This window comes from Pseudomonas simiae, from assembly GCF_000934565.1.
Lineage (GTDB): Bacteria > Pseudomonadota > Gammaproteobacteria > Pseudomonadales > Pseudomonadaceae > Aquipseudomonas > Aquipseudomonas simiae.
Genome location: NZ_CP010896.1, coordinates 5,732,064 through 5,755,206, shown reverse-complemented (window position 1 = coordinate 5,755,206; position 23,143 = coordinate 5,732,064). Strand labels below are relative to the sequence as shown.

The 23,143-nt window shown below is 61.7% G+C and carries 29 protein-coding genes; 11 read left to right on the top strand and 18 right to left on the bottom strand.

Annotation, left to right across the window (positions count from 1 at the left end; all coding sequences use genetic code 11):
- Positions 1-12: 12 nt before the first annotated feature.
- Positions 13-867 carry an RNA polymerase sigma factor RpoH gene (gene rpoH / locus PF1751_RS26235; RefSeq protein ID WP_003176698.1) on the top strand — a complete coding sequence of 285 codons (855 nt, stop codon included), beginning with the start codon at positions 13-15 and terminating at the stop codon, positions 865-867.
- Positions 868-975: 108 nt separating this feature from the next.
- Here the strand turns inward: rpoH and mtgA are convergent, their stop codons facing one another.
- Positions 976-1,698 carry a monofunctional biosynthetic peptidoglycan transglycosylase gene (mtgA, locus tag PF1751_RS26230; RefSeq protein WP_010207249.1) on the bottom strand — a complete coding sequence of 241 codons (723 nt, stop codon included), beginning with the start codon at positions 1,696-1,698 and terminating at the stop codon, positions 976-978.
- A 74-nt stretch (positions 1,699-1,772) separates the two neighbouring features.
- Between mtgA and PF1751_RS26225 the strand changes: the two genes are divergently transcribed.
- The 4 genes from PF1751_RS26225 to trmB all read left to right on the top strand — a co-directional run bounded on the left by PF1751_RS26225 (position 1,773) and on the right by trmB (position 4,004).
- On the top strand, positions 1,773-2,150 hold the full coding sequence (locus PF1751_RS26225) for a DUF423 domain-containing protein (RefSeq protein ID WP_010207248.1): 378 nt from the start codon (positions 1,773-1,775) through the stop codon (positions 2,148-2,150).
- A gap of 71 nt (positions 2,151-2,221) precedes the next feature.
- Positions 2,222-2,422 carry a sulfur carrier protein ThiS gene (thiS, locus tag PF1751_RS26220; RefSeq protein ID WP_010207247.1) on the top strand — a complete coding sequence of 67 codons (201 nt, stop codon included), beginning with the start codon at positions 2,222-2,224 and terminating at the stop codon, positions 2,420-2,422.
- Between the two features lie 52 nt (positions 2,423-2,474).
- Positions 2,475-3,269 carry a thiazole synthase gene (locus tag PF1751_RS26215; protein WP_021492666.1) on the top strand — a complete coding sequence of 265 codons (795 nt, stop codon included), beginning with the start codon at positions 2,475-2,477 and terminating at the stop codon, positions 3,267-3,269.
- Positions 3,270-3,278: 9 nt separating this feature from the next.
- Positions 3,279-4,004, top strand: coding sequence for a tRNA (guanosine(46)-N7)-methyltransferase TrmB (gene trmB, locus PF1751_RS26210; RefSeq protein WP_044288020.1), 726 nt, complete (start codon positions 3,279-3,281; stop codon positions 4,002-4,004).
- 144 nt (positions 4,005-4,148) lie between these two features.
- On the opposite strand, the gene PF1751_RS26205 is transcribed toward trmB, so the two are convergent.
- The 9 genes from PF1751_RS26205 to PF1751_RS26165 form a co-directional block, all read right to left on the bottom strand.
- On the bottom strand, positions 4,149-4,472 hold the full coding sequence (locus tag PF1751_RS26205; RefSeq protein ID WP_010207241.1) for a DUF3392 domain-containing protein: 324 nt from the start codon (positions 4,470-4,472) through the stop codon (positions 4,149-4,151).
- Positions 4,473-4,491: 19 nt separating this feature from the next.
- Positions 4,492-5,694 (bottom strand): radical SAM family heme chaperone HemW, encoded by a 1,203-nt coding sequence (hemW, locus tag PF1751_RS26200; protein WP_044288019.1) that lies wholly within the window; start codon positions 5,692-5,694, stop codon positions 4,492-4,494.
- Positions 5,691-6,287, bottom strand: a complete 597-nt coding sequence (gene rdgB, locus PF1751_RS26195) for an RdgB/HAM1 family non-canonical purine NTP pyrophosphatase (RefSeq protein WP_044288018.1) — start codon at positions 6,285-6,287, stop codon at positions 5,691-5,693. Before rdgB ends, hemW begins: the two co-directional genes overlap by 4 nt.
- A complete protein-coding gene (locus PF1751_RS26190; protein WP_010207238.1) occupies positions 6,284-6,718 on the bottom strand; it encodes a DUF4426 domain-containing protein in 435 nt (144 codons plus the stop codon). The genes rdgB and PF1751_RS26190 overlap by 4 nt, the downstream gene beginning before the upstream one ends.
- 21 nt (positions 6,719-6,739) lie before the next feature.
- Entirely contained in the window at positions 6,740-7,360 is a 621-nt protein-coding gene (metW, locus tag PF1751_RS26185) for a methionine biosynthesis protein MetW (protein ID WP_010207236.1), read from the bottom strand.
- Between the two features lie 7 nt (positions 7,361-7,367).
- Positions 7,368-8,507 carry a homoserine O-succinyltransferase MetX gene (gene metX, locus PF1751_RS26180; RefSeq protein WP_010207235.1) on the bottom strand — a complete coding sequence of 380 codons (1,140 nt, stop codon included), beginning with the start codon at positions 8,505-8,507 and terminating at the stop codon, positions 7,368-7,370.
- A 207-nt stretch (positions 8,508-8,714) separates the two neighbouring features.
- The gene (locus PF1751_RS26175) at positions 8,715-9,305 is read right to left on the bottom strand and encodes a YggT family protein (protein WP_010207234.1); all 591 of its coding nucleotides are present in this window, start codon (positions 9,303-9,305) and stop codon (positions 8,715-8,717) included.
- A 9-nt stretch (positions 9,306-9,314) separates the two neighbouring features.
- Positions 9,315-10,133 (bottom strand): pyrroline-5-carboxylate reductase, encoded by an 819-nt coding sequence (proC, locus tag PF1751_RS26170; protein ID WP_044288017.1) that lies wholly within the window; start codon positions 10,131-10,133, stop codon positions 9,315-9,317.
- Between the two features lie 34 nt (positions 10,134-10,167).
- Positions 10,168-10,854: a YggS family pyridoxal phosphate-dependent enzyme gene (locus tag PF1751_RS26165; protein ID WP_010207232.1), complete on the bottom strand. Its 687-nt coding sequence runs from the start codon at positions 10,852-10,854 to the stop codon at positions 10,168-10,170.
- A gap of 57 nt (positions 10,855-10,911) precedes the next feature.
- Here PF1751_RS26165 and PF1751_RS26160 point away from each other — a divergent pair, with 57 nt between their 5' ends.
- Complete coding sequence (locus tag PF1751_RS26160; RefSeq protein ID WP_044288016.1) at positions 10,912-11,946, top strand: type IV pilus twitching motility protein PilT; 1,035 nt, start codon at positions 10,912-10,914, stop codon at positions 11,944-11,946.
- 140 nt (positions 11,947-12,086) lie between these two features.
- Here PF1751_RS26160 and PF1751_RS26155 read toward each other — a convergent pair whose 3' ends face one another.
- On the bottom strand, positions 12,087-12,725 hold the full coding sequence (locus PF1751_RS26155) for a C40 family peptidase (RefSeq protein ID WP_021492670.1): 639 nt from the start codon (positions 12,723-12,725) through the stop codon (positions 12,087-12,089).
- Positions 12,726-12,993: 268 nt separating this feature from the next.
- Here PF1751_RS26155 and PF1751_RS26150 point away from each other — a divergent pair, with 268 nt between their 5' ends.
- Complete coding sequence (locus PF1751_RS26150) at positions 12,994-13,404, top strand: NINE protein (RefSeq protein WP_164673138.1); 411 nt, start codon at positions 12,994-12,996, stop codon at positions 13,402-13,404.
- A 149-nt stretch (positions 13,405-13,553) separates the two neighbouring features.
- Here the strand turns inward: PF1751_RS26150 and PF1751_RS26145 are convergent, their stop codons facing one another.
- The 7 genes from PF1751_RS26145 to gshB form a co-directional block, all read right to left on the bottom strand.
- Positions 13,554-14,825: a dihydroorotase gene (locus tag PF1751_RS26145; protein WP_021492671.1), complete on the bottom strand. Its 1,272-nt coding sequence runs from the start codon at positions 14,823-14,825 to the stop codon at positions 13,554-13,556.
- Entirely contained in the window at positions 14,822-15,826 is a 1,005-nt protein-coding gene (locus PF1751_RS26140; protein ID WP_010207224.1) for an aspartate carbamoyltransferase catalytic subunit, read from the bottom strand. Before PF1751_RS26140 ends, PF1751_RS26145 begins: the two co-directional genes overlap by 4 nt.
- Before the next feature lie 24 nt (positions 15,827-15,850).
- The gene (pyrR, locus tag PF1751_RS26135) at positions 15,851-16,357 is read right to left on the bottom strand and encodes a bifunctional pyr operon transcriptional regulator/uracil phosphoribosyltransferase PyrR (protein ID WP_010207223.1); all 507 of its coding nucleotides are present in this window, start codon (positions 16,355-16,357) and stop codon (positions 15,851-15,853) included.
- A gap of 81 nt (positions 16,358-16,438) precedes the next feature.
- Positions 16,439-16,876, bottom strand: coding sequence for a Holliday junction resolvase RuvX (gene ruvX, locus PF1751_RS26130; RefSeq protein ID WP_003195067.1), 438 nt, complete (start codon positions 16,874-16,876; stop codon positions 16,439-16,441).
- The gene (locus PF1751_RS26125; protein WP_010207221.1) at positions 16,876-17,445 is read right to left on the bottom strand and encodes a YqgE/AlgH family protein; all 570 of its coding nucleotides are present in this window, start codon (positions 17,443-17,445) and stop codon (positions 16,876-16,878) included. The genes ruvX and PF1751_RS26125 overlap by 1 nt, the downstream gene beginning before the upstream one ends.
- A gap of 67 nt (positions 17,446-17,512) precedes the next feature.
- The gene (locus PF1751_RS26120) at positions 17,513-18,418 is read right to left on the bottom strand and encodes an energy transducer TonB (RefSeq protein ID WP_010207219.1); all 906 of its coding nucleotides are present in this window, start codon (positions 18,416-18,418) and stop codon (positions 17,513-17,515) included.
- Between the two features lie 77 nt (positions 18,419-18,495).
- The gene (gshB, locus tag PF1751_RS26115) at positions 18,496-19,449 is read right to left on the bottom strand and encodes a glutathione synthase (RefSeq protein ID WP_010207218.1); all 954 of its coding nucleotides are present in this window, start codon (positions 19,447-19,449) and stop codon (positions 18,496-18,498) included.
- A 239-nt stretch (positions 19,450-19,688) separates the two neighbouring features.
- On the opposite strand from gshB, the gene pilG reads away from it, so the two are divergent.
- Genes pilG through PF1751_RS26095 form a run of 4 tightly spaced genes read left to right on the top strand, consistent with a single transcriptional unit; the run spans position 19,689 to position 23,093 of the window.
- Positions 19,689-20,096, top strand: coding sequence for a twitching motility response regulator PilG (pilG, locus tag PF1751_RS26110; protein ID WP_010207217.1), 408 nt, complete (start codon positions 19,689-19,691; stop codon positions 20,094-20,096).
- Between the two features lie 46 nt (positions 20,097-20,142).
- A complete protein-coding gene (gene pilH / locus PF1751_RS26105) occupies positions 20,143-20,508 on the top strand; it encodes a twitching motility response regulator PilH (protein WP_010207216.1) in 366 nt (121 codons plus the stop codon).
- 12 nt (positions 20,509-20,520) lie between these two features.
- The gene (locus tag PF1751_RS26100) at positions 20,521-21,045 is read left to right on the top strand and encodes a chemotaxis protein CheW (protein WP_044288014.1); all 525 of its coding nucleotides are present in this window, start codon (positions 20,521-20,523) and stop codon (positions 21,043-21,045) included.
- Positions 21,042-23,093, top strand: a complete 2,052-nt coding sequence (locus PF1751_RS26095) for a methyl-accepting chemotaxis protein (RefSeq protein WP_010207214.1) — start codon at positions 21,042-21,044, stop codon at positions 23,091-23,093. The genes PF1751_RS26100 and PF1751_RS26095 overlap by 4 nt, the downstream gene beginning before the upstream one ends.
- Positions 23,094-23,143: the final 50 nt, after the last annotated feature.

Below are 23,143 nucleotides of genomic sequence, written 5' to 3'. Positions count from 1 at the left end.
AGGTTTTTTCGTATGACCACTTCTTTGCAACCTGCCTATGCCTTGGTCCCGGGTGCGAACCTGGAAGCCTACGTGCACACGGTCAACAGCATTCCATTGCTGACGCCTGAGCAGGAGCGTGAACTGGCCGAGAGTCTCTACTATGAGCAGGATTTGGGGGCGGCTCGGCAGATGGTGCTCGCCCACCTGCGTTTTGTCGTACATATCGCCCGTAGCTACAGTGGCTACGGCCTGGCCCAGGCTGACCTGATCCAGGAAGGCAACGTCGGCCTGATGAAGGCCGTGAAACGTTTCAACCCTGAAATGGGTGTGCGTCTGGTGTCGTTTGCTGTGCACTGGATCAAGGCGGAAATCCACGAGTTCATCCTGCGCAACTGGCGCATTGTGAAAGTCGCGACCACCAAGGCCCAGCGCAAGCTGTTCTTCAATCTGCGCAGCCAGAAGAAACGTCTGGCGTGGCTGAACAACGAGGAAGTCCACCGCGTGGCCGAAAGCCTCGGTGTGGAACCCCGTGAAGTGCGTGAGATGGAAAGCCGCCTGACCGGCCATGACATGGCCTTCGACCCGGCCGCCGAAGCGGACGACGACAGCGCCTTCCAATCGCCGGCCAACTACCTGGAAGACCACCGGTACGACCCGGCGCGTCAACTGGAAGACGCCGACTGGAGCGACAACTCCAATCACAACCTGCACGAAGCGCTGGAAGTGCTGGACGACCGCAGCCGTGACATCCTCTACCAGCGTTGGCTGGCGGAAGAAAAAGCCACGCTGCACGACCTGGCGCAGAAGTACAACGTGTCGGCCGAGCGGATTCGTCAGCTTGAGAAAAGCGCGATGAACAAGCTGAAGTTGTCGATCGCCGCCTAAAACGCTGCGAAAAGCCAAAAAAATGCCCCGATCAAAAGATCGGGGCATTTTTGTTTGCATCTATTTACTGACCGTAACAGCTGTCGAGCCCTGGCGAGAGAGGTTGGGTCAGTCGGACCAAGGGGCCTTGCGGGCGTTATTCAACTCAGCCAGATATCCATCCCCACCCAACTGGCTCATCTGCTGCCGAATCCACGCCGCGCGCCTTGCCACATACGCCGTCGGATGACTGGCACTCCAGACCCGCGGGTTAGGCAATACGGCAGCCAGATAGCTGGCCTGCTGCCGTGAAAGACCCTTGGCGCTGACCCCAAAGTGATGCCGTGCAGCCGCTTCCGCACCAAACACCCCTTCATCCCATTCAACGCTGTTGAGGTAGACCTCAAGGATCCGTTGCTTGGGCCACAACACCTCGATCAACCCGGTAAACCAGGCTTCCAGCCCTTTGCGCAGATAACTGCGGCCGGCCCACAGGAACAGGTTCTTCGACACCTGCTGGCTCAACGTACTGGCGCCGCGGATCGAGCCACCTCGCTCGTTGTGCAGGATGGCCGCCTGGATCGCGCCGAAATCAAAACCCCAATGCTGCGGGAAACGCTGGTCTTCACCGGCCATCACCGCCACTTTGAGGTCATCGGAGATCTCATCCCACGGCACCCAGCTGCGCTGCAGGTCAATGGGCTCGCCGTCGAACCAGGATTCGACCTTGCGCTCTACCATCAGCGCGGTGAAGGGCGGCGGGACGACACGAAACAGCAGCACCAGCAGCACACTGCCGATGGCAAACCATTTCACGACGTTGAGAAAGCGTTTGAAAAGGAGACGCAGCATAGAGATGGCTTGGCCGAACCCGTTGAGCGGGCCATTATACAGACCCGGCCCTTTGAGTCTGACTGGAGTTCCTCATGTTGCGTGGCTTTCTGATGTTGGCTGCCTTTTTCGGCTTCACGGGTGTCGCTCTCGGCGCGTTCGCCGCCCATGGCCTGAAAAACCGCCTGAGCGCCGAGTACCTGGCGATCTTCCACACCGGCGTGACCTACCAGTTGGTGCACACCCTGGCATTGTTCGGCGTGGCGTTGCTGGCGGCACATATTCCTGGCCGATTGGTCAGCTGGGCAGGCATCTCGTTTACCCTTGGCATCCTGCTGTTCTCCGGCAGCCTGTACGTGCTGACCCTGACCGGAATCAGCAAACTCGGGATCATCACCCCGTTTGGCGGGCTGGCCTTCCTGCTGGGCTGGTTTTTCCTCGGTTTGGCAGCGTGGCGTCTACAGGCCGCCTGACCAAGGGGCTTGGGCCAGCAACCCCAATCGGGCTAGAATGCGGGCCCCTTAAAACGATGGCGGCCCGTGGCATGCGCATTCAGTTGAACGGCGAATCCTTTGAACTGCCCGACGGCGAAACCGTTGCGGCCCTGCTGACCCGCCTGGACCTGACCGGGCGTCGCGTCGCAGTGGAACTCAACCTGGATATCGTCCCGCGTAGCCTGCACGCCGACACTGCGCTCACCGAGGGTGACCAGGTCGAAGTGGTCCACGCCATCGGCGGCGGCTAATCGCGCAGCTTCCTGAATTCTGCAGAACCTCACCCCATTTCGAGGATTTCCCATGAGCATCGTTCGTAGCGACAAGCCTTTCGTCCTGGCCGGTCGTACCTACCAGTCCCGTCTGCTGGTCGGCACCGGCAAGTACCGCGACATGGAAGAAACCCGCCTGGCCATCGAAGCCTCGGGCGCCGAGATCGTGACCTTCGCCGTGCGCCGCACCAACCTCGGCCAGATCGAAGGCGAGCCAAACCTGCTCGAAGTGCTGTCGCCGGATCGCTACACCTTTCTGCCGAACACCGCCGGTTGCTACGACGCCATCGAAGCCGTGCGCACCTGCCGCCTGGCCCGTGAGCTGCTCGACGGCCACAACCTGGTGAAGCTGGAAGTGCTGGCCGACCAGAAAACCCTGTTCCCCAACGTCATCGAAACCCTCAAGGCCGCTGAAACCCTGGTCAAGGAAGGTTTCGACGTGATGGTCTACACCAGCGATGACCCCATCATCGCGCGCCAGCTGGCGGAAATCGGCTGCATTGCCGTGATGCCGCTGGCCGGTCTGATCGGCTCGGGCCTGGGTATCTGCAATCCCTACAACCTGCAGATCATCCTCGAAGAAGCCAAGATCCCGGTGCTGGTGGATGCGGGCGTGGGCACGGCCTCCGACGCAACCATCGCCATGGAACTGGGCTGCGACGCGGTGCTGATGAACTCCGCCATCGCCCATGCCCAGCAACCGGTCATGATGGCCGAAGCCATGAATCACGCCATCGTCGCGGGCCGCCTGGCCTACCTCGCCGGTCGCATGCCGAAAAAACTCTACGCCAGCGCCTCCTCGCCGCTGGATGGTCTGATCAAGTAAGAGCCATTGATGACTGAATCAAACGAAACGCCGAACACCCTGGAAACCGGTGACGAGTCCAAGCACCGCCGCATCAAGAGTTTTGTGATGCGTGCTGGTCGCATGACCGAAGGCCAGCAAAAAGGCCTGGAGCAAGGTACGCCGCTGTACGTGTTGCCCCTGGCCGACGCGCCGGTGGACTACGATCAGGTGTTCGGCCGTTCGGCCCCGCGTTCCCTGGAAATCGGCTTCGGCATGGGCCACTCCCTGCTGGAAATGGCCGCCGCTGCGCCGGACCAGGACTTCATTGGTGTGGAAGTGCACCGTCCAGGTGTTGGCGCGCTGCTCAACGGCGTGCTGACCCAAGGCCTGACTAACTTGCGGGTCTACGACTGCGACGCGATCGAAGTGCTCAACCGCTGCATCGCCGACAACAGCCTCGACCGCCTGATGCTGTTCTTCCCCGACCCATGGCACAAAGCCCGTCACCACAAGCGCCGTATCGTCCAGGCCTCCTTCGCGGAGCTGGTACGCAGCAAGCTCAAGGTCGGCGGCATTCTGCACATGGCCACCGACTGGGAACCCTACGCGGAATACATGCTGGAAGTGATGAACGTCGCCCCTGGCTACCGTAACATCGCCGAAGACGGCAAATGCGTGCCACGCCCGGCTGAGCGCCCGATCACCAAGTTCGAACGCCGCGGCGAGCGGTTGGGGCATGGGGTGTGGGATCTGAAATTCGAAAAGGTTGACTGACAGGCCACTCGCTTGGAATGCAGTCAACAATGTGGGAGCGGGCTTGCTCGCGAATGCGGTGTGTCAGTCACTGAAAATGTCGACTGATCCACCGTATTCGCGAGCAAGCCCGCTCTCACATTTGCTTCTGTGTTGTAGCGGAGGTCAGCGGCGGTCAGCGACTACGCCAATCAACACCAGCACCACCACCAACACCGGCGCCAGGCTGTAGTTATTGAACTGGCTCAACCCCCGCACAATCCACGGCGTGGCGTAGATCAGCGCCGCGCCGCTGCCGATCATGCACAGCAACGCCATTAACGGGACGCGCAATGCGCCTGCGACGCTGCCCAAACGCGCTTCCACCCAACCCTTGATATCGGCGCCAAACAGCACCAGCAGGCAGCCCACAAGGGCCAGGGAGATTTCCGACAGGTTGCTACGGCTCCAGCGGGATACGGTGGCGAGCAGGTCGAGTACCAAATCCATTCGATTTCCTTAAGAGCGATCAGCTCAAAAACTTCTGCAACAGGTCATTGAGAAAGAGTTGCCCACGGTCGGTCGCCGCCAGGCGTGACGGTTCGACCTGCATTAAGCCACTTTGTTCTGCCTCGCGACGGCCTTCATCCAGGCTGGCCAGCTCCAGGCCGGTACGCTCGGCGTAGAGCTTGGCCTCGACGCCGTCGGTGAGGCGCAAGGCGTTCATCAGGAATTCGAACGGCAGTTCTTCGTTGGTCAGTTCTTTCGCGCCGGCCTGGAAGCTTTTGGCCGGGTTGAGGTAGTCCTTCGGTGCTCGGGTCTTCCAGGTGCGCACGATGCGCCCGTCGGGGTGGCTAAGCTTGCCGTGGGCACCGGCGCCGATGCCGATAAAGTCGCCGAAGCTCCAGTAATTCAGGTTGTGCCGCGCCGGGCGACCCGGTTGTGCGTAGGCCGACACTTCATATTGCGCGTAACCGTGTTCGGCGAGCAGCGCCTGGCCGGCCTCCTGGATGTCCCACAAGGTGTCGTCTTCCGGCAGCGCAGGCGGCTGGTTCCAGAATACGGTGTTGGGCTCCAGGGTCAGTTGATACCAGGACAGGTGCGTCGGCCTCAGCGCGATGGCCTGGCGCAGGTCGCTCAGGGCGTCGTCCAGGGACTGATCGGGCAAACCGTGCATCAGGTCCAGGTTGAAGTTGTCGAATCCGGCCTGACGCGCCATGCCGGCGGCGCGCACGGCTTCGTCGCCATTGTGGATGCGGCCGAGGGCCTGGAGTTTTTCCTGCTGGAAGCTCTGGATGCCAATGGACAGGCGGTTGATCCCCAGCGTGCGATAGGCCACGAACTTCTCTTGCTCGAACGTCCCTGGGTTGGCTTCCAGGGTGATTTCGATATCACTGGCAAACGGGATACGCGCTTGCACACCCTTGAGCAGGCGGCCCAATGCGGCGGCGCTGAACAGGCTTGGCGTACCGCCGCCAAAGAAGATCGAACTCAGCTCGCGACCGTACACGGCGTGCAGGTCCTGATCGAGGTCGGCCAGCAGTGCGTCCACATACTCTTCTTCCGGCAGCACTTTACTGGCGGTGTGGGAGTTGAAGTCGCAATAAGGGCATTTGCGCACGCACCACGGAATGTGGATATACAGCGACAGGGGCGGCAGTACCGGCAAGGCCGCCCGAGGTGTTTGCGCGCCGCCGTGGATCAGCGGCTGCGCAGAGGTGTTCTGGGTCATTTCAGGCTCAAGCGTTGGCGCAGCAAATCCATTGCGCGAGCACGGTGGCTGATCTGGTTCTTGTCGACCGGGCTCAGTTCGGCGCTGGAGACATTGCGCTCCGGCACCCAGAACAGCGGGTCATAGCCAAAACCCTGTTCGCCGCTGGCCGCATGCAGGATGCGCCCGTGCCACAGGCCTTCGCACAGGATAGGCAGCGGGTCATCGGCGTGGCGCACCAAAGCCAGCACACAGACGAACTGCGCGCCACGCTCGGCGTCCGGCACGTCCTTGAGCGCATCCAGCAGTTTGGCGTTGTTGGCGGCGTCGCCCTTGCCGTCGGCATAACGCGCCGAGTAGATGCCAGGGGCGCCGCCGAGGAAGTCCACCGCCAGGCCCGAGTCATCCGCCAGCGCCGGCAGGCCGGAAATGCGTGCAGCGTTGCGTGCCTTGAGGATGGCGTTCTCGACGAAGGACAAGCCGGTCTCTTCCGGCTCCACCTGGCTGAATTCGCCAATGGAGCGCAGTTGCACGGCGTCGCCGAGCATCGCCTGCAGCTCTTTGAGTTTGCCGGCGTTATGGCTGGCCAGTACGAGTTGAGTAAGGTTCATCATTCGGCCGGGAACAGTTCTTGGTTGAATTGGAAGCTATGGGCTTTGCCGCCGGTTTCAACGTTGATGGTAAACGTCTTGTATTCCCGCTGGGTCACGGAGTAGGGCGCGAGATAGTTGACGCCGCCTTTTTCGTTGATTTGCTTGAAGGTAAGGATCTCGCTCTTGCCGCCCAGGTCCTTGATGGTGCCTGTGACCTGCGCGGCCACCGGGGTCACGCCCTTGATCACGGTCACGTTGATCAGGCCCTTTTCCTTGCTGCGTACCACGCCCACAGCCTGGGCGGTTTCCGGTTGCAGGAAGCTGGAGGTGAAGGTGTTGTAGTGCACGGTGATATCACCGAAGTCTTTCTTGCGGTTAGCGTCTATAGCGTCCGCGGCCATGGCGCTGGCGCCCAGGCAGGCGGTCAATAGAAAAATAGCCAAACGACTCATGAGCGTCCCTCTTGAAGATGATTAGACGGCAATCTTGTGGTCGGTCAGGCCAGGACTGCTGACCCGGTAAATACCAATTTCGCCCAACAAGTTGGGCCATAGCTTACTCGCCCAGCCGTGGCGGTGCTGTTGATCGACGGCAAGGCGGTTGATCACCTTGGCTTCACGCTCGCCACACAAGGCTTCGAAGTCTTCGAAGGTGCAGAAGTGGATGTTCGGCGTGTTGTACCAGGTGTAGGGCAGGAAATCCGACACCGGCATGCGGCCCTTGGTGGCCAGGTACCAGCGGCAGCGCCAGTGGCCGAAGTTGGGGAAGGTGATGATGCACTGGCGGCCGACGCGCAGCATTTCGTCGAGGATCCGGTCCGGATAGTGCACCGCCTGCAGGGCCTGGGTCATCACCACGATGTCGAAGCTGTTGCTGGCAAAGTTGCCGAGGCCCTTGTCCAGGTCCTGCTCGATTACGTTGATGCCCTTGGCCACACACTGGGCGATGTTGTCCGGGTCGTTTTCCAGGCCGTAGCCGGTGACTTGCTTGTTGTCGCGCAGCCAGCTCAGCAGTTCGCCATCGCCGCAGCCCAGGTCGAGCACGCGGCTGCCGGCGGGGATCCATTCTTGGATGATTTCCAGGTCGGCTCTCATGGCGTTCTCACACAGTAATCCGGTTCATGTAATTGCCGAACGCCTGCAAATAACGCGGGATCGGAATCAGGAAGGCGTCGTGGCCTTGCGGCGCATCGATTTCCAGGTAGCAGACGTCCTTGCGCGCGGCCATCAGCGCATCCACCAGCTCGCGGGAGCGGGCCGGCGAGAAGCGCCAGTCGGTGGTGAACGACATCACGCAGAACTTGGCGGTGGCGCCTTCGAACGTTTTCGCCAGGTCGTCATCAAAGTTGGCCGCCGGGTCGAAGTAGTCCAACGCCTTGGTCATCAGCAGGTAGGTGTTGGCGTCGAAACGCCCGGAGAACTCCTCGCCCTGATAACGCAGGTAGCTTTCCACTTGGAACTCGACGCTGTGGAAGTCGTAGTTGAGCTTCTCGCTCTTGAGGCCACGGCCGAATTTCTCGCCCATGGAGTCATCGGACAGGTAGGTGATATGCCCGACCATCCGCGCCAGCATCAGGCCGCGCTTGGGAATCACACCGGCTTCCTGGAACGAACCGCCGTGGAACTCCGGGTCGGTCAGGATCGCCTGGCGCGCCACTTCGTTGAAGGCGATGTTCTGCGCCGACAACTTGGGGGCCGAGGCGATGGCCAGGCAATGGCGCACGCGATCCGGGTAGGTGATGGTCCATTGCAGCGCCTGCATGCCGCCCAGGCTGCCACCGATCACGGCGGCCCACTGGTTGATGCCGAGCAGGTCGGCGAGGCGGGCCTGGCTGTGCACCCAGTCTTCCACGGTCAGTACCGGGAAATCGGCGCCGAACGGCTTGCCGGTTTCCGGATTGATACTGCTAGGGCCGGTGGAACCGTTGCAGCCGCCGAGGTTGTTCAGGCTGACCACGAAGAACTTGTTGGTGTCGATGGGCTTGCCGGGGCCGATGCAACTGTCCCACCAGCCGGGCTTGCGCTCGTCGACCGAATGGAAACCGGCGGCGTGATGATGGCCGGACAAGGCGTGGCAGATCAGCACGGCGTTGCTCGCCGTGGCGTTCAGTTGGCCGTAGGTTTCATAGATCAAGTCATAGGCAGGCAGCGCACGCCCGCAGGCCAGGGCCAGCGGTTCGCTGAAGTGCGCCACTTGGGGCACGACCAGTCCAACAGAATCGGGGGGGAAGGCAGTTGGCATCGACCCTGCTCTCGTTTAAATGAGGCGTAAGTCTAAAGACCGCTGCACCCAGCGGCAAGCAAAGGCCGGCCAGGATTGAATTCAATATGCAGATACAAAATGTGGGAGCTGGCTTGCCTGTGATAGCGGCGTGCCAGTCAGCCAATCCGTTGACTGATACATCGCTATCGCAGGCAAGCCAGCTCCCACACGTTATCGCGCCGATCGTTAGATCAGCAGTCGCAGGATTTCTGGCATTCCGGTCATGGCCGCCAGGTTGTTGATTACCAGCATGTCCAGCAATTTGAGCACCATGAACGCCAGGATCGGCGAAATATCCAGGCCGCCCAGGTTCGGCAGCAGGCGGCGGAATGGCGCCAGGGCCGGTTCGCAGATCTGGTTCACCAGCTCGGCGCCAGGGTTGTGGCTGCCCGGTGCGACCCAGGACAGGATCACGCTGATGATCAGGGCGAAGAAGAAGATCTTCAGGAACAGCGCGGTCACGCCGATGATGGCCCAGACCAGCAACTGGAGGAAATTACCGGTGGTGCCGTAGGTCAGCAACAGGGTCAGCGCCATCAAGGCCAGCTGTACCAGGATCGCCAGGACCAGCGACGACATGTCCAGGCCGAACAGGCTCGGGATCACCCGGCGCAGCGGCTTGAGCAGCGGCTGGGTGGCCTTCACGATGAACTGGCAGAGCGGGTTGTAGAAGTTCGCACGCACCAGTTGCAGCACGAAGCGCAACAGCACGATCAACAGGTACAGGCTGCCGAGGGTTTGCAGCACGTAGACGGCCGCGGTGTTCAAACCAATCATGTTGGCTCCTTATTTGCCCAGTTGTTCGGCGAGTTCCGCCGAGCGGTGCGCAGCGGCACCCAATGCTTTTTCCACCAGGGCTTCAAAGCCCCCGGCCTGGAACGACTCGATGGCCGCCTGTGTGGTGCCGCCAGGCGAGGTTACGCGACGGCGCAACTCGGCGGCGTCCACATCGCTGGCAACCGCCATATGCGCGGCGCCCAGGGCAGTCTGCTCGGCCAGTTGCTCGGCAACGTCCTTGGACAGGCCCAGCTTCACGCCGGCGGCGGTCATGGCCTCGATCAGCAGGAAGAAGTACGCCGGGCCGCTGCCGGACACGGCGGTGACCGCATCCAGTTGCTGCTCCTGCTCCAGCCACAGGGCGATGCCCACGGCGGACAACAACTCGTGCGCCTGGTCACGTTGTTCGGCGGTCACCGCGGCGGTGGCGTACAGCCCGCTCACGCCTTGGCTGACCAGTGCGGGGGTGTTAGGCATGCAGCGCACGATCGGCTGGGCACCGAGCCAGGTGTTCATGCTGGCGCAGGTGATACCGGCGGCGATGGACACCACCAGCTGGTGCGGCTGCAGGCTCGGACGCAGGCTCTCGCACACGGCTTTCATGGCCTGCGGCTTCACGGCCAGTACGATGACATCGACGCCCTGGATGGCCTCGGCGTTGTCGGCAAAGGTTTCAATGCCGTGCTCGGTGTTGACGCGGGCGCGGGTGTCGGCGCCTGGGTCGCTGGCGCGGATCTGCGCGGCGTCCAGGCCCTTGGCCCGCAGGCCACCGATCAGGCTGGCCGCCATGTTACCGGCGCCGATAAAGGCAATACGCGTGTTGCTCATGACAGGTCCTTACTCAGAGGGAAGTCAGCCATGTTCATGGCTGGCCGTAGTCGCGGGCGCCAAACAGGGCGGTACCGATCCGCACCCAGGTGGCGCCTTGGGCGATGGCCGACTCAAGGTCGTGGCTCATGCCCATGGAAAGTGTGTCCAGCGGCAGGTTCAGGCTGTTTTGCAGGTCGCGTACCGCGGCGAACGCTGCGTCTTGCGCGGTCCGATCTTCAGTCGGCTCAGGAATCGCCATCAAGCCACGCAGCTTCAGGCGCGGCAGGGCACTGATTGCATGGGCCAGGGCCGGCAGGTCGGCGGGCGTACAGCCGGACTTGCTGGCTTCGCCGCTGACATTGACCTGGATGCAGATATTCAGCGGTGGCAGGTCAGCCGGGCGTTGTTCGGACAAACGTTGAGCGATTTTCAGGCGATCCACGGAATGCACCCAAGCGAAGTTCTCGGCGATAGCGCGCGTCTTGTTCGATTGAATGGGGCCGATGAAGTGCCAACTCAAGGGCAGGTCAGTTAATTCGACCTGTTTGCCCAGCGCTTCCTGCAGGTAGTTCTCGCCAAAGTCGTGCATCCCGGCGGCATAGGCTTCGCGCACGGCTTGCGCGGGTTTGGTCTTGCTCACGGCCAGCAGGTGGATGCTGCTTGCGTCACGTTGCACGGCGTCGGCTGCGGCGCGGATGCGCTGGCCAACTTGGCCGATGTTGTCTGCTATCGTCGACATTCAAGATGCGCCCGTGGATATGGAGTCCGCGGCATTCTACTGGAAATGGAAAGCCCTATGGATATCACTGAACTACTCACGGCCAGCGTGCGCCGTGGCGCCTCCGACCTGCATTTGTCCGCCGGCCTGGCGCCGATGCTGCGGGTTGATGGCGAGGTCTGGCCGCTGGAGGGGCCGGTGCTTTCACCTACGCAAGTAGCGGACTTATTGAGCCCTTTGCTCAATCAGCATCAACAAAAGGATTTCGAAACATCTCTTGAAACGGATTTTGCGTTCGAGTTGCCCGACATGGCGCGTTTCCGGGCCAATGTGTTCCGGCAGGATCGCGGGCTGAGCGCGGTGTTTCGTACCATACCGTCCGAAGTCCGGAGCTTGGAAAGCCTTGGTCTCGGTGAAGTATTCCAGCGTATCGCCCAACTGCCCCGGGGCCTCGTGTTGGTCACCGGCCCGACCGGTTCAGGCAAGTCCACCACCCTGGCGGCGATGATTGATTTTCTCAATCAGCATCGGCGCCATCACATCCTCACCCTTGAAGACCCCATCGAATTTATCCACACGCCGAAAATGGCGTTGATCAACCAACGCCAGGTGCATCGCGACACCCATGGCTTTTCGGTTGCCCTGCGCTCGGCCCTGAGGGAAGACCCGGACGTGATCCTGGTGGGCGAACTGCGTGACTTGGAGACCATCCGCCTGGCGCTGACGGCGGCCGAGACCGGGCACCTGGTATTTGGCACCCTGCACACCAGTTCGGCCGCAAAGACCGTAGACCGGCTGGTGGATGTGTTCCCGGCCGGGGAAAAGGCCATGGTCCGCTCGATGTTGTCGGAGTCGTTGCAAGCGGTGGTGTCCCAGGTGCTGGTGAAGAAGATCGGCGGCGGGCGGGTGGCGGCTCACGAGATCATGCTGGGCACGCCGGCCATTCGGAATTTGATCCGCGAGGACAAGGTGGCGCAGATGGTCTCAGCGATCCAGACGGGTGGGGCGTTGGGGATGAAGACGTTGGATATGAGCTTGAAGGTGCTGGTCGGGGAGGGGCTGGTCAGCCGGGAAGACGCGCGGGAGAAGGCGAGGGTACCGACAGACATATGAGGTCTTTAGAACGATGTAAATCAAATGTGGGAGCGGGCTTGCTCGCGAAAGCGTTAGATCAGTCGATTAATCTGTTGACTGACACTCCGCTTTCGCGAGCAAGCCCGCTCCCACATTGGGTACTGCATTTCAGCCTGAAATCAGCGCTGAACGATCCGCAGGTTATTCTGCTCTTTCGGCAGCACCCGCTTGGCAATCACGTAGTTCTTGTTCCAGAACGGCTTCTTCAGCGTGTCGATGCTGACCGATTTGCCACGGCGCGGTGCGTGGATGAAGCGATCATTGCCCAGGTAAATGGCAACGTGGTTCACCTGGCGGCTCTTGAGTTTGAAGAACAGCAGGTCACCTGGTTTCAAATCCTTGCGATCAACCTTCTGCCCGTGGCCAGCGGCCATGGCATTGGAAGTACGCGGCAGGTCCACGGCGGCTACGTCGTTGAACGCGTATTTTACCAAGCCGCTGCAGTCGAACCCTTTACTTGGGCTGCTGCCGCCCCAACGATAAGGAGTACCGAGCACGTTGACGGCGCGGCTGAGGACGGTGCTGCTCTGCTTGGTGTTGACGCCGACCAGGCCTGGAACTGCTTTGCCGTTGTGGGCCTTGCTCACTTGAGTCGGGCGGTTGACGGTCAGCTTTACCGATTTGGCGGTGCTTGGCGTGCTGTGGACTTTAGGGGTGAAACCGTTAACGTTAGGAAGTCGTTGCTCACGATTGGTGGCGTGGGCGGCCAGTGGCATTAATAGGCAAATGGTTAGCCATGTCTTGAAAAATGGTCGCATTAGGCGTGGCTCTTATGGGTTTGCGCGCAACTTTATAACAGCTTTTTGTGTCGTTCTCAGGCCGTTTGTCGACTGAACCTTGACGTCAAAATCAGGAAAAACGCGACGATTCGCCGCAATTGTCCTACACAGGTCAGGTGGCATAAGGCTTTCAGGGCAGGGAAGATACCATTTGCCGTACGTCGGGCGCCTGTAAAAAAGTCACAAAGAAAGTGAAAAAATTTATCTATCGAAGCAAAAGAGGTACGCGATGAACACCTATCAGCAGATTGGTCCGCAGCAAGATACCCACAGTAAGGTGATCGGCTACCTGCTGTGGATTTTCGGTTTTACCGGGGCGCATCGCTTCTATTACGGCAAGCCGGTGACCGGCACGATCTGGTTTTTCACCTTGGGCTTGCTGGGTATCGGCTGGCTGATCGACCTGTTCCTGATCCCGGCCATGGACCGTGAAGCGGACCTGCGCTTTACCGCCGGACCCATCGAATACAACGTGGCCTGGATCCTGTTGGCGTTTCTAGGTGTGTTTGGCGTGCACCGCATGTATCAGGGCAAATGGATCACCGGCCTGATCTACCTGCTGACCGGCGGTTTGTTCCTGGTGGGGGTGCTGTATGACTTCTGGACGTTGAATACGCAGATTTCGATCCGCAATGCCGAGCGCAACGCCGGACGGTAAGTCTGCACACAATCAAATCTGGGAGCTGGCTTGTGTGGGAGCTGGCTTGCCTGCGATGCAGACACCTCGGTCTTTGAGCCAAACCGAGGTGATGCTATCGCAGGCAAGCCAGCTCCTACATGGGTCGTGCCCACATTGGATGTGTTCTATCAGGCCTGGTAGCTGATCCGCCCATCCACCAAGGTGTAACGCACCGTCGCCGGCAGGCTATGCCCGATGAACGGGCAGTTCTCACCCTTGGACAGCCACTGTTCCCCGGCAATCGTCGAGCTGGCCGGATCAAACAGCACCAGATCCGCCGCCGAACCCACCGCCAACTTACCGGCCGGCAGGCGCAAGGCCTCGGCCGGGCCGGCGCTCAGGCGGGCCAGCAGTGTCGGCAAGTCCAGCAGTCCATCTTCCACTAACGTCATCGCCAGCGGCAGCAACAGTTCGACACTGCTGATGCCAGGCTCTGTCGCGCCAAACGGTGCCAGCTTGGCATCTCGCTCATGGGGCTGGTGATGGCTGGAAATCGCCGAGACCACACCGGACTTGACCGCCGCCCGCAAACCTTCACGGTCGGCCAGGGTGCGCAGCGGCGGTTGCACGTGGTACAGGCTGGAGAAATCGATCAGCGCCTCATCCGTCAAAATCAGCTGATACAGCGCCACATCCGCTGTGACCGGCAAACCACGGGCCTGGGCCTGGGCGATCAGGGCGACGCCGCGAGCGCTGGTCAATTGGCTGAAGTGCGCGCGCACACCGCTTTGCTCCACCAGCAGCAGGTCACGGGCCAGGGCCACGGTCTCGGCGGTTTCCGGAATGCCCGGCAGGCCGAGGAAGCTGGCCACGGCGCCTTCATGGGCCAGGCCGCCTTCGGCCAGGTCGCGGTCCTGGGAATGGAAGATCACCGTCAGGTCGAAGGTCGCTGCGTATTCCAGGGCGCGTAACAGCGTGCGGGTGCTGCGAAAGCTTTCCAGGCCATTGCCGAAGGCCACGCAACCGGCGTCACGCAGGGCGATCAGTTCAGCGAGTTGTTCGCCTTCCAGGCCTTTGCTCAGGGCGCCGATGGGGAACACCTTGCAATTGCCGGCTTCGCGGGCGCGGTCGAGGATCAGCTCGGTCACGGCCGAGGTGTCGAGAACCGGTTTGGTGTGCGGCGGGCAGCACAGGCTGGTCACGCCGCCGGCTGCTGCGGCGCGGGTTTCGCTGGTGATGTTGCCCTTGCGGCTGTAGCCCGGTTCGCGCAGGGCAACGTTCAGGTCGACCAGGCCAGGTGCGGCCACCAAGCCGTTGGCGTCGATGGTTTCAGTCGCGCTGAAACCCGCGGGGGCGCCGCCGATGGCGATGAGCTTGCCGGCTTCCAGATGCAGATCGGTGACGTGATCCAGGCCGCTGGCCGGATCGATGACGCGGGCGCCGAGGATGCTGAGCTTCACTGGGCGTTCTCCTGCTCGAATTGACGTTGCGCGGTTTGCCCGCTCATGGCCATGGACAGCACGGCCATGCGGACGGCGATGCCGTAGGTGACCTGGTTCAAGATCACCGATTGAGGGCCGTCGGCCACTGCCGACTCAATCTCCACCCCACGGTTGATCGGGCCCGGGTGCATCACGATGGCATCCGGCTTGGCGCCGGCCAGGCGCGCGGTGGTCAGGCCGAACAGGCGGTAAAACTCGCCTTCGCTCGGCAACAGGCCACCGGCCATGCGCTCGCGCTGCAGGCGCAGCATGATCACCACGTCCACATCCTTGAGGCCTTCGGCCATGTCGGTGTAGACCTTCACACCGTACTGCTCGATGCCGATCGGCAGCAGGGTTTTGGGTGCGATCACGCGGATATCCGGGCAACCCAGGGCCTTGAGGGCCAGCATGTTCGAGCGCGCAACCCGCGAGTGCAGGATGTCGCCGACGATGGCCACCGAGAGGTTTTCAAAACTGCCCTTGTGCCGACGGATGGTCAGCATGTCGAGCATGCCCTGGGTCGGGTGCGCGTGACGGCCATCGCCGCCGTTGATGATCGCCACCTGCGGGCACACGTGTTCGGCAATGAAGTGCGCGGCGCCGGAATCGCCGTGGCGGACCACGAACATGTCGGCGGCCATGGCTTCCAGGTTGCGCAGGGTGTCGAGCAGGGTTTCGCCCTTGCTCGCCGACGAGGTGGACACGTTCAGCGTGATCACGTCGGCCGACAGCCGCTGGGCCGCCAGTTCAAACGTGGTGCGGGTGCGCGTGGAGTTCTCGAAGAACACATTGCAGATGGTCTTGCCGCGTAGCAGCGGGACCTTCTTCACCGCGCGGCCACCGACTTCGAGAAACGAGTCGGCGGTGTCGAGGATTTCGGTGAGCAGTTCGCGGGGCAAACCGTCGAGGGACAAGAAGTGTTGCAACTGGCCCTGAGCATTGAGCTGCAGCGGGCGCTTGGCATCTAGAGGCGTCATCGCGGGGACTCTTTACAAGGCGGTTTAAAGGGCGAGGTCTTGCAGTTCGAGTTCGAGCGGCGTGGGACCGGACAATTTTACCCGCTGGTGGGCTTGCAGCGACAGTGTGGCGCCGACCACATCCGGGCTGATCGGCAGTTCGCCGGCATCCAGGTCCAGCAGGCACACCAGGGTCACGCTGGCCGGGCGGCCGTAGTCGAACAGTTCGTTCATGGCGGCGCGGATCGTGCGGCCGCTCATCAGCACGTCGTCGATCAGCACCAGATGCTGGCCCTCGATCTCGAACGGCAGGGCCGACGGGCGCACTTGCGGGTGCAGGCCGTTCTGGCTGAAATCGTCCCGGTAAAAGGACACATCGAGGGTGCCGAGGGGCGAGTCGCTGCCCAGTGCTTCCAGCAGCGCCTGGGCCACCCACACACCGCCGGTGCGAATGCCGATGAAGCGCGGCTCGCTGATAGAGCGGTGTTGCAGATGGGCCGTGAGGCTTGTGGCCATCTGGCTGATCAGTTCGGCGGGGTTCGGCAGGCTCATGGTGGCTCCTTCAAGGCCTTGCGCGGCGGGGGCCTGCAAGGTCCGGGCTCAAACGTAAAAAGACGCGGCAAGCCGCGTCAGTCAGGATTCAAATAAAGCAGTGTTTTCATCCAGCCATCCCTGCAACAACAGGGCGGCGGCGATGGCGTCCACGGGATTGTCGCGGTAGCTGCCTTTCTGTCCGCCACGGTCACGGCGCTCGCCTTTGGCTTCAAAGGTGGTGAGGCGTTCGTCATGGGTATAGAAGGGCAGGTTGTAGCGGCCATTGAGGCGGCGGGCGAACTTTTCGGCGCGCAGGCACATGTCGCTGGGGGTGCCGTCCATGTTCAACGGCAGCCCGACCACGACCGCATCGGGTTTCCACTCTTTAATGAGGGCCTCGACCTGGTTCCAGTCCGGCACACCGTTCTGGGCTTTCAAGGTGCACAGCTCGCGGGCCTGGCCGGTGATCACCTGGCCGACCGCGACGCCGATCTGTTTGGTGCCGTAGTCAAAGCCGAGGATCAGACGTAAAGCCATCAGGCGTGCCCCGCCTGGCTGGTCAACAAACTGAGGTTGACCCGCAGCTTGGCGGCAGCCGCTTCCAGGCGCAGTTCGCTGGGGGTGTTGAACAGGATTTCCGCGTCGAAGGGGCACGTCAGCCAGGCATTGCTGGCCAGCTCGGCTTCCAATTGGCCGGCTTCCCAGCCCGCGTATCCGAGGGTGATCACACTTTGCTCGGGGCCTACACCGTCCGCGATGGCGAATAACACGTCCTGGGAGGTGGACAGCGACACACCGTCCAGATCGACCGTGGCCTGGAACTTCGGCCCCGTCGGGTGCAGCACAAAACCACGATCGGTCTGCACTGGCCCGCCGATGTAGATCGGCACACCCTGGCAACGGGCCGGTGTGTCGACTTCCGGGCGCAGTTGTTCAAGGATGTCCGCCAGGTTCAGCTCCTGCGGGCGGTTGACCACCAGCCCCATGGCACCATTGGCCGTGTGCTCGACGATGTAGGTCAAGGTCTGCGCAAAGTTCGGGTCGGCCATATGGGGCATGGCGATCAGGAATTGATGCTTGAGGTAGGTCGGGCTGACGTTTTTCATGTTCGATAGTGTGGCGGTGGAGGGGCGAACTGACAAGCTGGTGATGGGCCGCAGGTGGCAATTGTCATCAATTGCTCGACAACCGATCGCCCTTGGCGAACTTCCACGTGCGGATAATTTCCAGGCGGTCGACGTCGTTCAAATCGCCGCTGAACGGCGCGAAGGGCGCGGCCAGGCGCACGATGCGCTGGGCGGCCTGGTCCAGCAGCGGTTGGCCGGACGATTCCAGCACCTGCACTTCATATAACGTGCCGTCGCGGTTGATTGAAACCAATAGACGCAAATTGCCGTAAATCTGCTGACGCCGGGCTTCTTCCGGGTAGTTGAGGTTGCCGATGCGCTCGACCTTCTTGCGCCATTCGTCCTTATACCAGGCGCCTTTGTCGCGCATGGTCGAGGCCGCGTTCAACCGGTAGATGCGCGGGCGCTTGGCGTACAGCTGTTGTTCATTGGCCAGTTCGGCTTCGAGGCTGGAGATCTCGTCGGACAACGTCGAGCTGTCGAATGTCGGTGCCGGCTTTACGGGCTCGGGCGTGGGTTCGGTCTTGGTCTTTTCGCGCTGGGTCGGGGCTTTCTGCGGCTTGGGCGCGACGGTGGTCACCGCAGCCTTGGGCGCGGCCTGCTTGACCTCCGGCTTGGGCACCGGCGGCGGGGTGACTTTATTCACCTTGTTGTCCTGGAACGGTGCGACCTCGGTGGTCTTGGGTACCGCCTTTTTATCGAGGGTGCCGCTGCCCTGCTGGTTGTCTTGGGCGAGGAAATCAGCTTTCTCGGGCTTTTTTTCGCTCTTGAACGTGGCGAGGGTGATTTCCAGGGTTTTGCTGATCTGTTTGGGCTCGACCATGGTGAAACCCACGCCGAGGATCAGGGCCAGATGAATCAACGCTGCCAGAAACAGGGTAAAACCGAGCCGATCAGCCGGGCGCACGCCGCTGTGGGAGAGTTCGGGGGGCAGCTCGGACGGGAGTGTCATGACAAAAAAACCAACATCGCGCGTTTCACAGGTGGGGCATGATAGCGCAATGTTGGTGCGTGTCCGGCTGTTCTATATCACTTGGCTTGCAGCTTGCGCTCAATGGCGGCCATCAGCATTTCGCCGATGTTGGTGCCAAACGCATTGTCGATCTCGCGGATGCAGGTCGGGCTGGTGACGTTGATTTCAGTCAGGTGCTCACCGATCACGTCCAGGCCGACAAACAGCAAGCCCTTTTCACGCAAGGTCGGGCCGACCTGGGCTGCAATCCAACGGTCCTTGTCCGACAGAGGGCGTGCTTCACCACGACCACCGGCCGCCAGGTTGCCGCGGGTCTCGCCGGCCGCCGGGATGCGCGCCAGGCAGTAATCCACCGGCTCGCCGTCGATCATCAGGATGCGCTTGTCGCCGTCCTTGATCGCCGGCAGGTAGGCCTGCCCCATGATCTGCTGGGTGCCCAGGGCGGTCAGGGTCTCCAGGATCACTGACAGGTTCGGGTCGCCCGCGCGGTGACGGAAGATCGAGGTGCCACCCATGCCGTCCAGCGGCTTGAGGATCACATCGCCATGTTTGGCGGCGAACTCACGCAGCACGTCGGCGCGGCGGCTGACCACGGTCGGCGGCGTGCATTGTGGGAACAGGGTGGCGAACAGCTTTTCATTGCAGTCGCGCAGGCTCTGCGGCTTGTTGACGATCAGCACCCCGGCGCGCTCCGCCTGCTCCAGCAAGTAGGTGGAGTAGACGAATTCCATGTCGAACGGCGGGTCCTTGCGCATGAGGATCACGTCCAGATCGCTCAGCGGGCTGTCGATTTCATCCGCAAGCTCGAACCACTTCTGCGGGTTGGCAAACACCTGCAGCGGGCGCATGCGTGCACGGGCCTCGCCGTCGCCCTGGTAAAGATCGCGCTGTTCCATATAGAACAGGGTCCAGCCGCGGGCCTGGGCGGCCAGGAGCATGGCCAGCGAGCTGTCCTTTTTATAGGAAATGCTGGCGATAGGGTCCATGACAATGCCGACGCGAACGCTCATGGGGGATTTCCTCTAGCAAATTAGGGCGCATAAAAGTGGCGTCAGAGTGGCGCTGTGGCTGTTGTGGGTCAAGGAAAAACCACCTGGCCGGTTGCTCGATAGATTGCGTCCGGAGACTGTGCTAAAAAGACTGCCACGGCGCAGCAGCCCTTGAATTCCAAGGCTTGTGGCGCTCATCCTGTGCAACATCAGGCAGTACACACCGAAAACCGATTCGCTGTGGCGATGGCAGAGCAGATATGGAACAGCATTCCAACGCCTTGAGAGTGATGGTGATCGACGATTCGAAGACGATCCGCCGCACCGCTGAAACTTTGTTGAAGAATGTGGGATGCGATGTCATCACGGCCATCGACGGTTTCGATGCCCTGGCCCGGATTGTCGATCATCACCCGCACATTATTTTTGTCGACATCATGATGCCGCGCCTGGATGGCTATCAGACCTGCGCACTGGTGAAGAACAACCCGGCGTTCAAGTCGATCCCGGTGATCATGTTGTCCTCCAAGGACGGCCTGTTCGACAAGGCCAAGGGGCGCATTGTCGGTGTCGATCAGTTTTTGACCAAGCCTTTCAGCAAGGACGAACTGCTGGGTGCGATCAAGGCCTACGTGCCGGGGTTCGCCGCAGTAGAACAAGCACACTGACGCCGCCTCACAAGGGCCGGCGTCCACCTATGTAGTGGGGAAAACCATGGCACGTGTTCTGATCGTCGACGACTCGCCGACCGAAATGTACAAACTGACGGGCATGCTGGAAAAGCATGGCCATCAAGTCCTCAAGGCCGAAAACGGCGCGGATGGCGTGGCCCTGGCCCGCCTGGAACTGCCCGACGCCGTACTGATGGACATCGTGATGCCTGGCCTGAATGGCTTCCAGGCCACCCGCCAGCTGTCCAAGGAGCCGGAAACCAACGGCATCCCGATCATCATCATCACCACCAAGGACCAGGAAACCGACAAGATCTGGGGCGCGCGCCAGGGCGCCAAGGATTACCTGACCAAGCCGGTGGACGAAGAAACCCTGATTGCCACCCTGAACAAGGTATTGGCCGGCTGACGGTCCGCCATCATGACCGAGTCGCAAACCGCCTTCGAGCTGCTGTTGGGCATCGACCAACGTTGCCGTCTGCTGGCGGCTGACCTGCCGTCCCAGAAAACCCGCCTGCAACGCTGGAGCGGGATCGGCTTTCGCCTGGGCCAGCATTGGTATGTTGCGCCCATGGGCGAAGTCGCCGAAGTCCTGCATGAACCGCGTTGCACGCTGATGCCCGGGGTCAAGGCCTGGGTCAAGGGCGTGGCCAACCTGCGTGGGCGCTTGCTGCCGGTAATGGACCTGGGCGGCTTTCTCGGCCTTGAGCTGTCCAAGGCGGGCAAACAGCGGCGGGTGTTGGTGGTGGAATATAACGACCTGTTTGTGGGGCTGCTGGTGGACGAGGTGATGGGGATGCAGCATTTCGCACAAGACGCATGGCTGGCCAACGACGCCCCCGCCGCTCCGTTTATCCAGGGCCGGTTCGATGGCGACCCGCTGTGGCAGGTCTTCAGCCCCTTCGCTCTGGCCCAGGCCCCTGGCTTCATGGATGTTGCCGCATGACCACCGCTACCACGCCAAAACCCCAGGCCGGCTCGCGCAGTCGCTCGCAGATCGTCGTGCTATTCATTGCACTGATCGTGTTCATCATGTTGCTGTTCGCCAATTTCGCCTACCTCAACACCCAGTCCACCTATGACAAGCAGTACATTGGCCACGCCGGTGAGTTGCGCGTGCTGTCCCAGCGCATTGCCAAGAACGCCACCGAAGCCGCCGCCGGCAAGGCGGCTGCGTTCAAGTTGCTGGGGGAGGCGCGCAACGACTTCGCCCAGCGCTGGGGTTACCTGAAAAAAGGTGATCCGCAAACCGGCCTGCCTGCCGCACCCAGCGCCGTACGCGCCGAGATGCGCGCGGTACAGACCGACTGGGAAGCGCTGCTGAAGAACACCGATGCGATCCTCGCCAGTGAGCAGACCGTGCTGTCGTTGCATCAGGTGGCGGCGACCCTTGCCGAAACCGTGCCGCAACTGCAGATGGAGTCGGAAAAGGTCGTTGACATCCTCCTGCAGCGTGGCGCGCCGGCCAGCCAAGTAGCGTTGGCCCAGCGCCAATCACTGCTGGCCGAACGCATCCTTGGCGCGGTGAACACCGTGCTGGCCGGCGACGAAACCGCCGTGCAGGCCGCCGACGCCTTTGGCCGTGATGCCAACCGCTTTGGCCAGGTGCTCAGCGGCATGCTCCAGGGCAACCCCGGCCTGCGCATCACCCAGGTCGAAGACCGCGACGCCCGCGCACGCCTGACGGAAATCGCCGAGCTGTTCGAGTTTGTCTCCGGCTCCGTGGATGAAATCCTCGAAACCTCGCCGCAGTTGTTCCAGGTGCGAGCCTCGGCGAGCAATATCTTCAACCTGTCGCAAACGCTGCTTGAGGAAGCCTCGCACCTGGCCACCGGGTTTGAAAACCTCGCCAGCGGGCGCAGCTTCGACACCATCGGCGGCTATGTGCTGGGCCTTCTGGCGCTGACCTCGATCATCCTGATCGGCCTGGTGATGGTGCGCGAGACCAACCGCCAATTGCACGAAACTGCCGAGAAGAACGAACGCAACCAGAACGCGATCATGCGTCTGTTGGATGAAATCGAAGACCTGGCCGACGGCGACCTCACAGTGACCGCCTCGGTGACCGAAGACTTCACCGGCACCATCGCCGACTCCATCAACTATTCCGTCGACCAACTGCGCGACCTGGTCGCCACCATCAACCTGACCGCCGGGCAAGTCGCTGGTGCGGTGCAGGACACCCAGGCCACCGCCATGCACCTGGCCCAGGCGTCGGAGCATCAGGCCCAGCAGATCGCTGAAGCTTCCACCGCAATCAACCAGATGGCCCAGTCCATCGATCAGGTTTCGGCCAACGCCGCCGAGTCCTCGGCGGTAGCGGAGCGCTCGGTGGAAATCGCCAACAAGGGCAACGAGGTGGTGCACAACACCATCCACGGCATGGACAACATTCGCGAGCAGATCCAGGACACCGCCAAGCGCATCAAACGCTTGGGCGAGTCGTCCCAGGAGATTGGCGACATCGTCAGCCTGATCGACGACATTGCCGACCAGACCAACATCCTCGCCCTCAACGCCGCGATCCAGGCGAGCATGGCGGGGGATGCCGGGCGCGGTTTTGCGGTGGTCGCCGATGAAGTGCAGCGCCTGGCCGAGCGCTCATCGGCGGCCACCCGGCAGATCGAAACCCTGGTACGGGCGATCCAGGCCGACACCAACGAAGCGGTTATTTCCATGGAGCAGACCACTACCGAGGTGGTGCGCGGTGCGCGGCTGGCCCAGGACGCCGGGGTGGCGCTGGAAGAGATCGAAGGCGTGTCGAAAACCCTGGCGGCGCTGATCCAGAGCATCTCCAACGCGGCGCAGCAACAGACCTCGTCGGCGGGGCAGATTTCCCTGACGATGAATGTGATCCAGCAGATCACCACCCAGACCTCGTCGGGCTCCACGGCGACGGCTGAAAGCATTGGCAACCTGGCGAAAATGGCTAGCCAGTTGCGCCGGTCGGTGTCGGGGTTCACCCTCCCGCCGCCCAAGCAGGTCAATGATTGAAATGCTATCTGAAGAACACCACAGTCCAACTGTGGGAGCTGGCTTGCCTG

Excerpts from the sequence above, each read along its gene's own strand:
- rpoH (WP_003176698.1), top strand. The coding sequence starts at position 13 with ATGACCACTTCTTTGCAACCTGCCTATGCCTTGGTCCCGGGTGCGAAC.
- mtgA (WP_010207249.1), bottom strand. The coding sequence starts at position 1,698 with ATGCTGCGTCTCCTTTTCAAACGCTTTCTCAACGTCGTGAAATGGTTT.
- PF1751_RS26225 (WP_010207248.1), top strand. The coding sequence starts at position 1,773 with ATGTTGCGTGGCTTTCTGATGTTGGCTGCCTTTTTCGGCTTCACGGGT.
- thiS (WP_010207247.1), top strand. The coding sequence starts at position 2,222 with ATGCGCATTCAGTTGAACGGCGAATCCTTTGAACTGCCCGACGGCGAA.
- PF1751_RS26215 (WP_021492666.1), top strand. The coding sequence starts at position 2,475 with ATGAGCATCGTTCGTAGCGACAAGCCTTTCGTCCTGGCCGGTCGTACC.
- trmB (WP_044288020.1), top strand. The coding sequence starts at position 3,279 with ATGACTGAATCAAACGAAACGCCGAACACCCTGGAAACCGGTGACGAG.
- PF1751_RS26205 (WP_010207241.1), bottom strand. The coding sequence starts at position 4,472 with ATGGATTTGGTACTCGACCTGCTCGCCACCGTATCCCGCTGGAGCCGT.
- hemW (WP_044288019.1), bottom strand. The coding sequence starts at position 5,694 with ATGACCCAGAACACCTCTGCGCAGCCGCTGATCCACGGCGGCGCGCAA.
- rdgB (WP_044288018.1), bottom strand. The coding sequence starts at position 6,287 with ATGATGAACCTTACTCAACTCGTACTGGCCAGCCATAACGCCGGCAAA.
- PF1751_RS26190 (WP_010207238.1), bottom strand. The coding sequence starts at position 6,718 with ATGAGTCGTTTGGCTATTTTTCTATTGACCGCCTGCCTGGGCGCCAGC.
- metW (WP_010207236.1), bottom strand. The coding sequence starts at position 7,360 with ATGAGAGCCGACCTGGAAATCATCCAAGAATGGATCCCCGCCGGCAGC.
- metX (WP_010207235.1), bottom strand. The coding sequence starts at position 8,507 with ATGCCAACTGCCTTCCCCCCCGATTCTGTTGGACTGGTCGTGCCCCAA.
- PF1751_RS26175 (WP_010207234.1), bottom strand. The coding sequence starts at position 9,305 with ATGATTGGTTTGAACACCGCGGCCGTCTACGTGCTGCAAACCCTCGGC.
- proC (WP_044288017.1), bottom strand. The coding sequence starts at position 10,133 with ATGAGCAACACGCGTATTGCCTTTATCGGCGCCGGTAACATGGCGGCC.
- PF1751_RS26165 (WP_010207232.1), bottom strand. The coding sequence starts at position 10,854 with ATGTCGACGATAGCAGACAACATCGGCCAAGTTGGCCAGCGCATCCGC.
- PF1751_RS26160 (WP_044288016.1), top strand. The coding sequence starts at position 10,912 with ATGGATATCACTGAACTACTCACGGCCAGCGTGCGCCGTGGCGCCTCC.
- PF1751_RS26155 (WP_021492670.1), bottom strand. The coding sequence starts at position 12,725 with ATGCGACCATTTTTCAAGACATGGCTAACCATTTGCCTATTAATGCCA.
- PF1751_RS26140 (WP_010207224.1), bottom strand. The coding sequence starts at position 15,826 with ATGACGCCTCTAGATGCCAAGCGCCCGCTGCAGCTCAATGCTCAGGGC.
- pyrR (WP_010207223.1), bottom strand. The coding sequence starts at position 16,357 with ATGAGCCTGCCGAACCCCGCCGAACTGATCAGCCAGATGGCCACAAGC.
- ruvX (WP_003195067.1), bottom strand. The coding sequence starts at position 16,876 with ATGGCTTTACGTCTGATCCTCGGCTTTGACTACGGCACCAAACAGATC.
- PF1751_RS26125 (WP_010207221.1), bottom strand. The coding sequence starts at position 17,445 with ATGAAAAACGTCAGCCCGACCTACCTCAAGCATCAATTCCTGATCGCC.
- PF1751_RS26120 (WP_010207219.1), bottom strand. The coding sequence starts at position 18,418 with ATGACACTCCCGTCCGAGCTGCCCCCCGAACTCTCCCACAGCGGCGTG.
- gshB (WP_010207218.1), bottom strand. The coding sequence starts at position 19,449 with ATGAGCGTTCGCGTCGGCATTGTCATGGACCCTATCGCCAGCATTTCC.
- pilG (WP_010207217.1), top strand. The coding sequence starts at position 19,689 with ATGGAACAGCATTCCAACGCCTTGAGAGTGATGGTGATCGACGATTCG.
- pilH (WP_010207216.1), top strand. The coding sequence starts at position 20,143 with ATGGCACGTGTTCTGATCGTCGACGACTCGCCGACCGAAATGTACAAA.
- PF1751_RS26100 (WP_044288014.1), top strand. The coding sequence starts at position 20,521 with ATGACCGAGTCGCAAACCGCCTTCGAGCTGCTGTTGGGCATCGACCAA.
- PF1751_RS26095 (WP_010207214.1), top strand. The coding sequence starts at position 21,042 with ATGACCACCGCTACCACGCCAAAACCCCAGGCCGGCTCGCGCAGTCGC.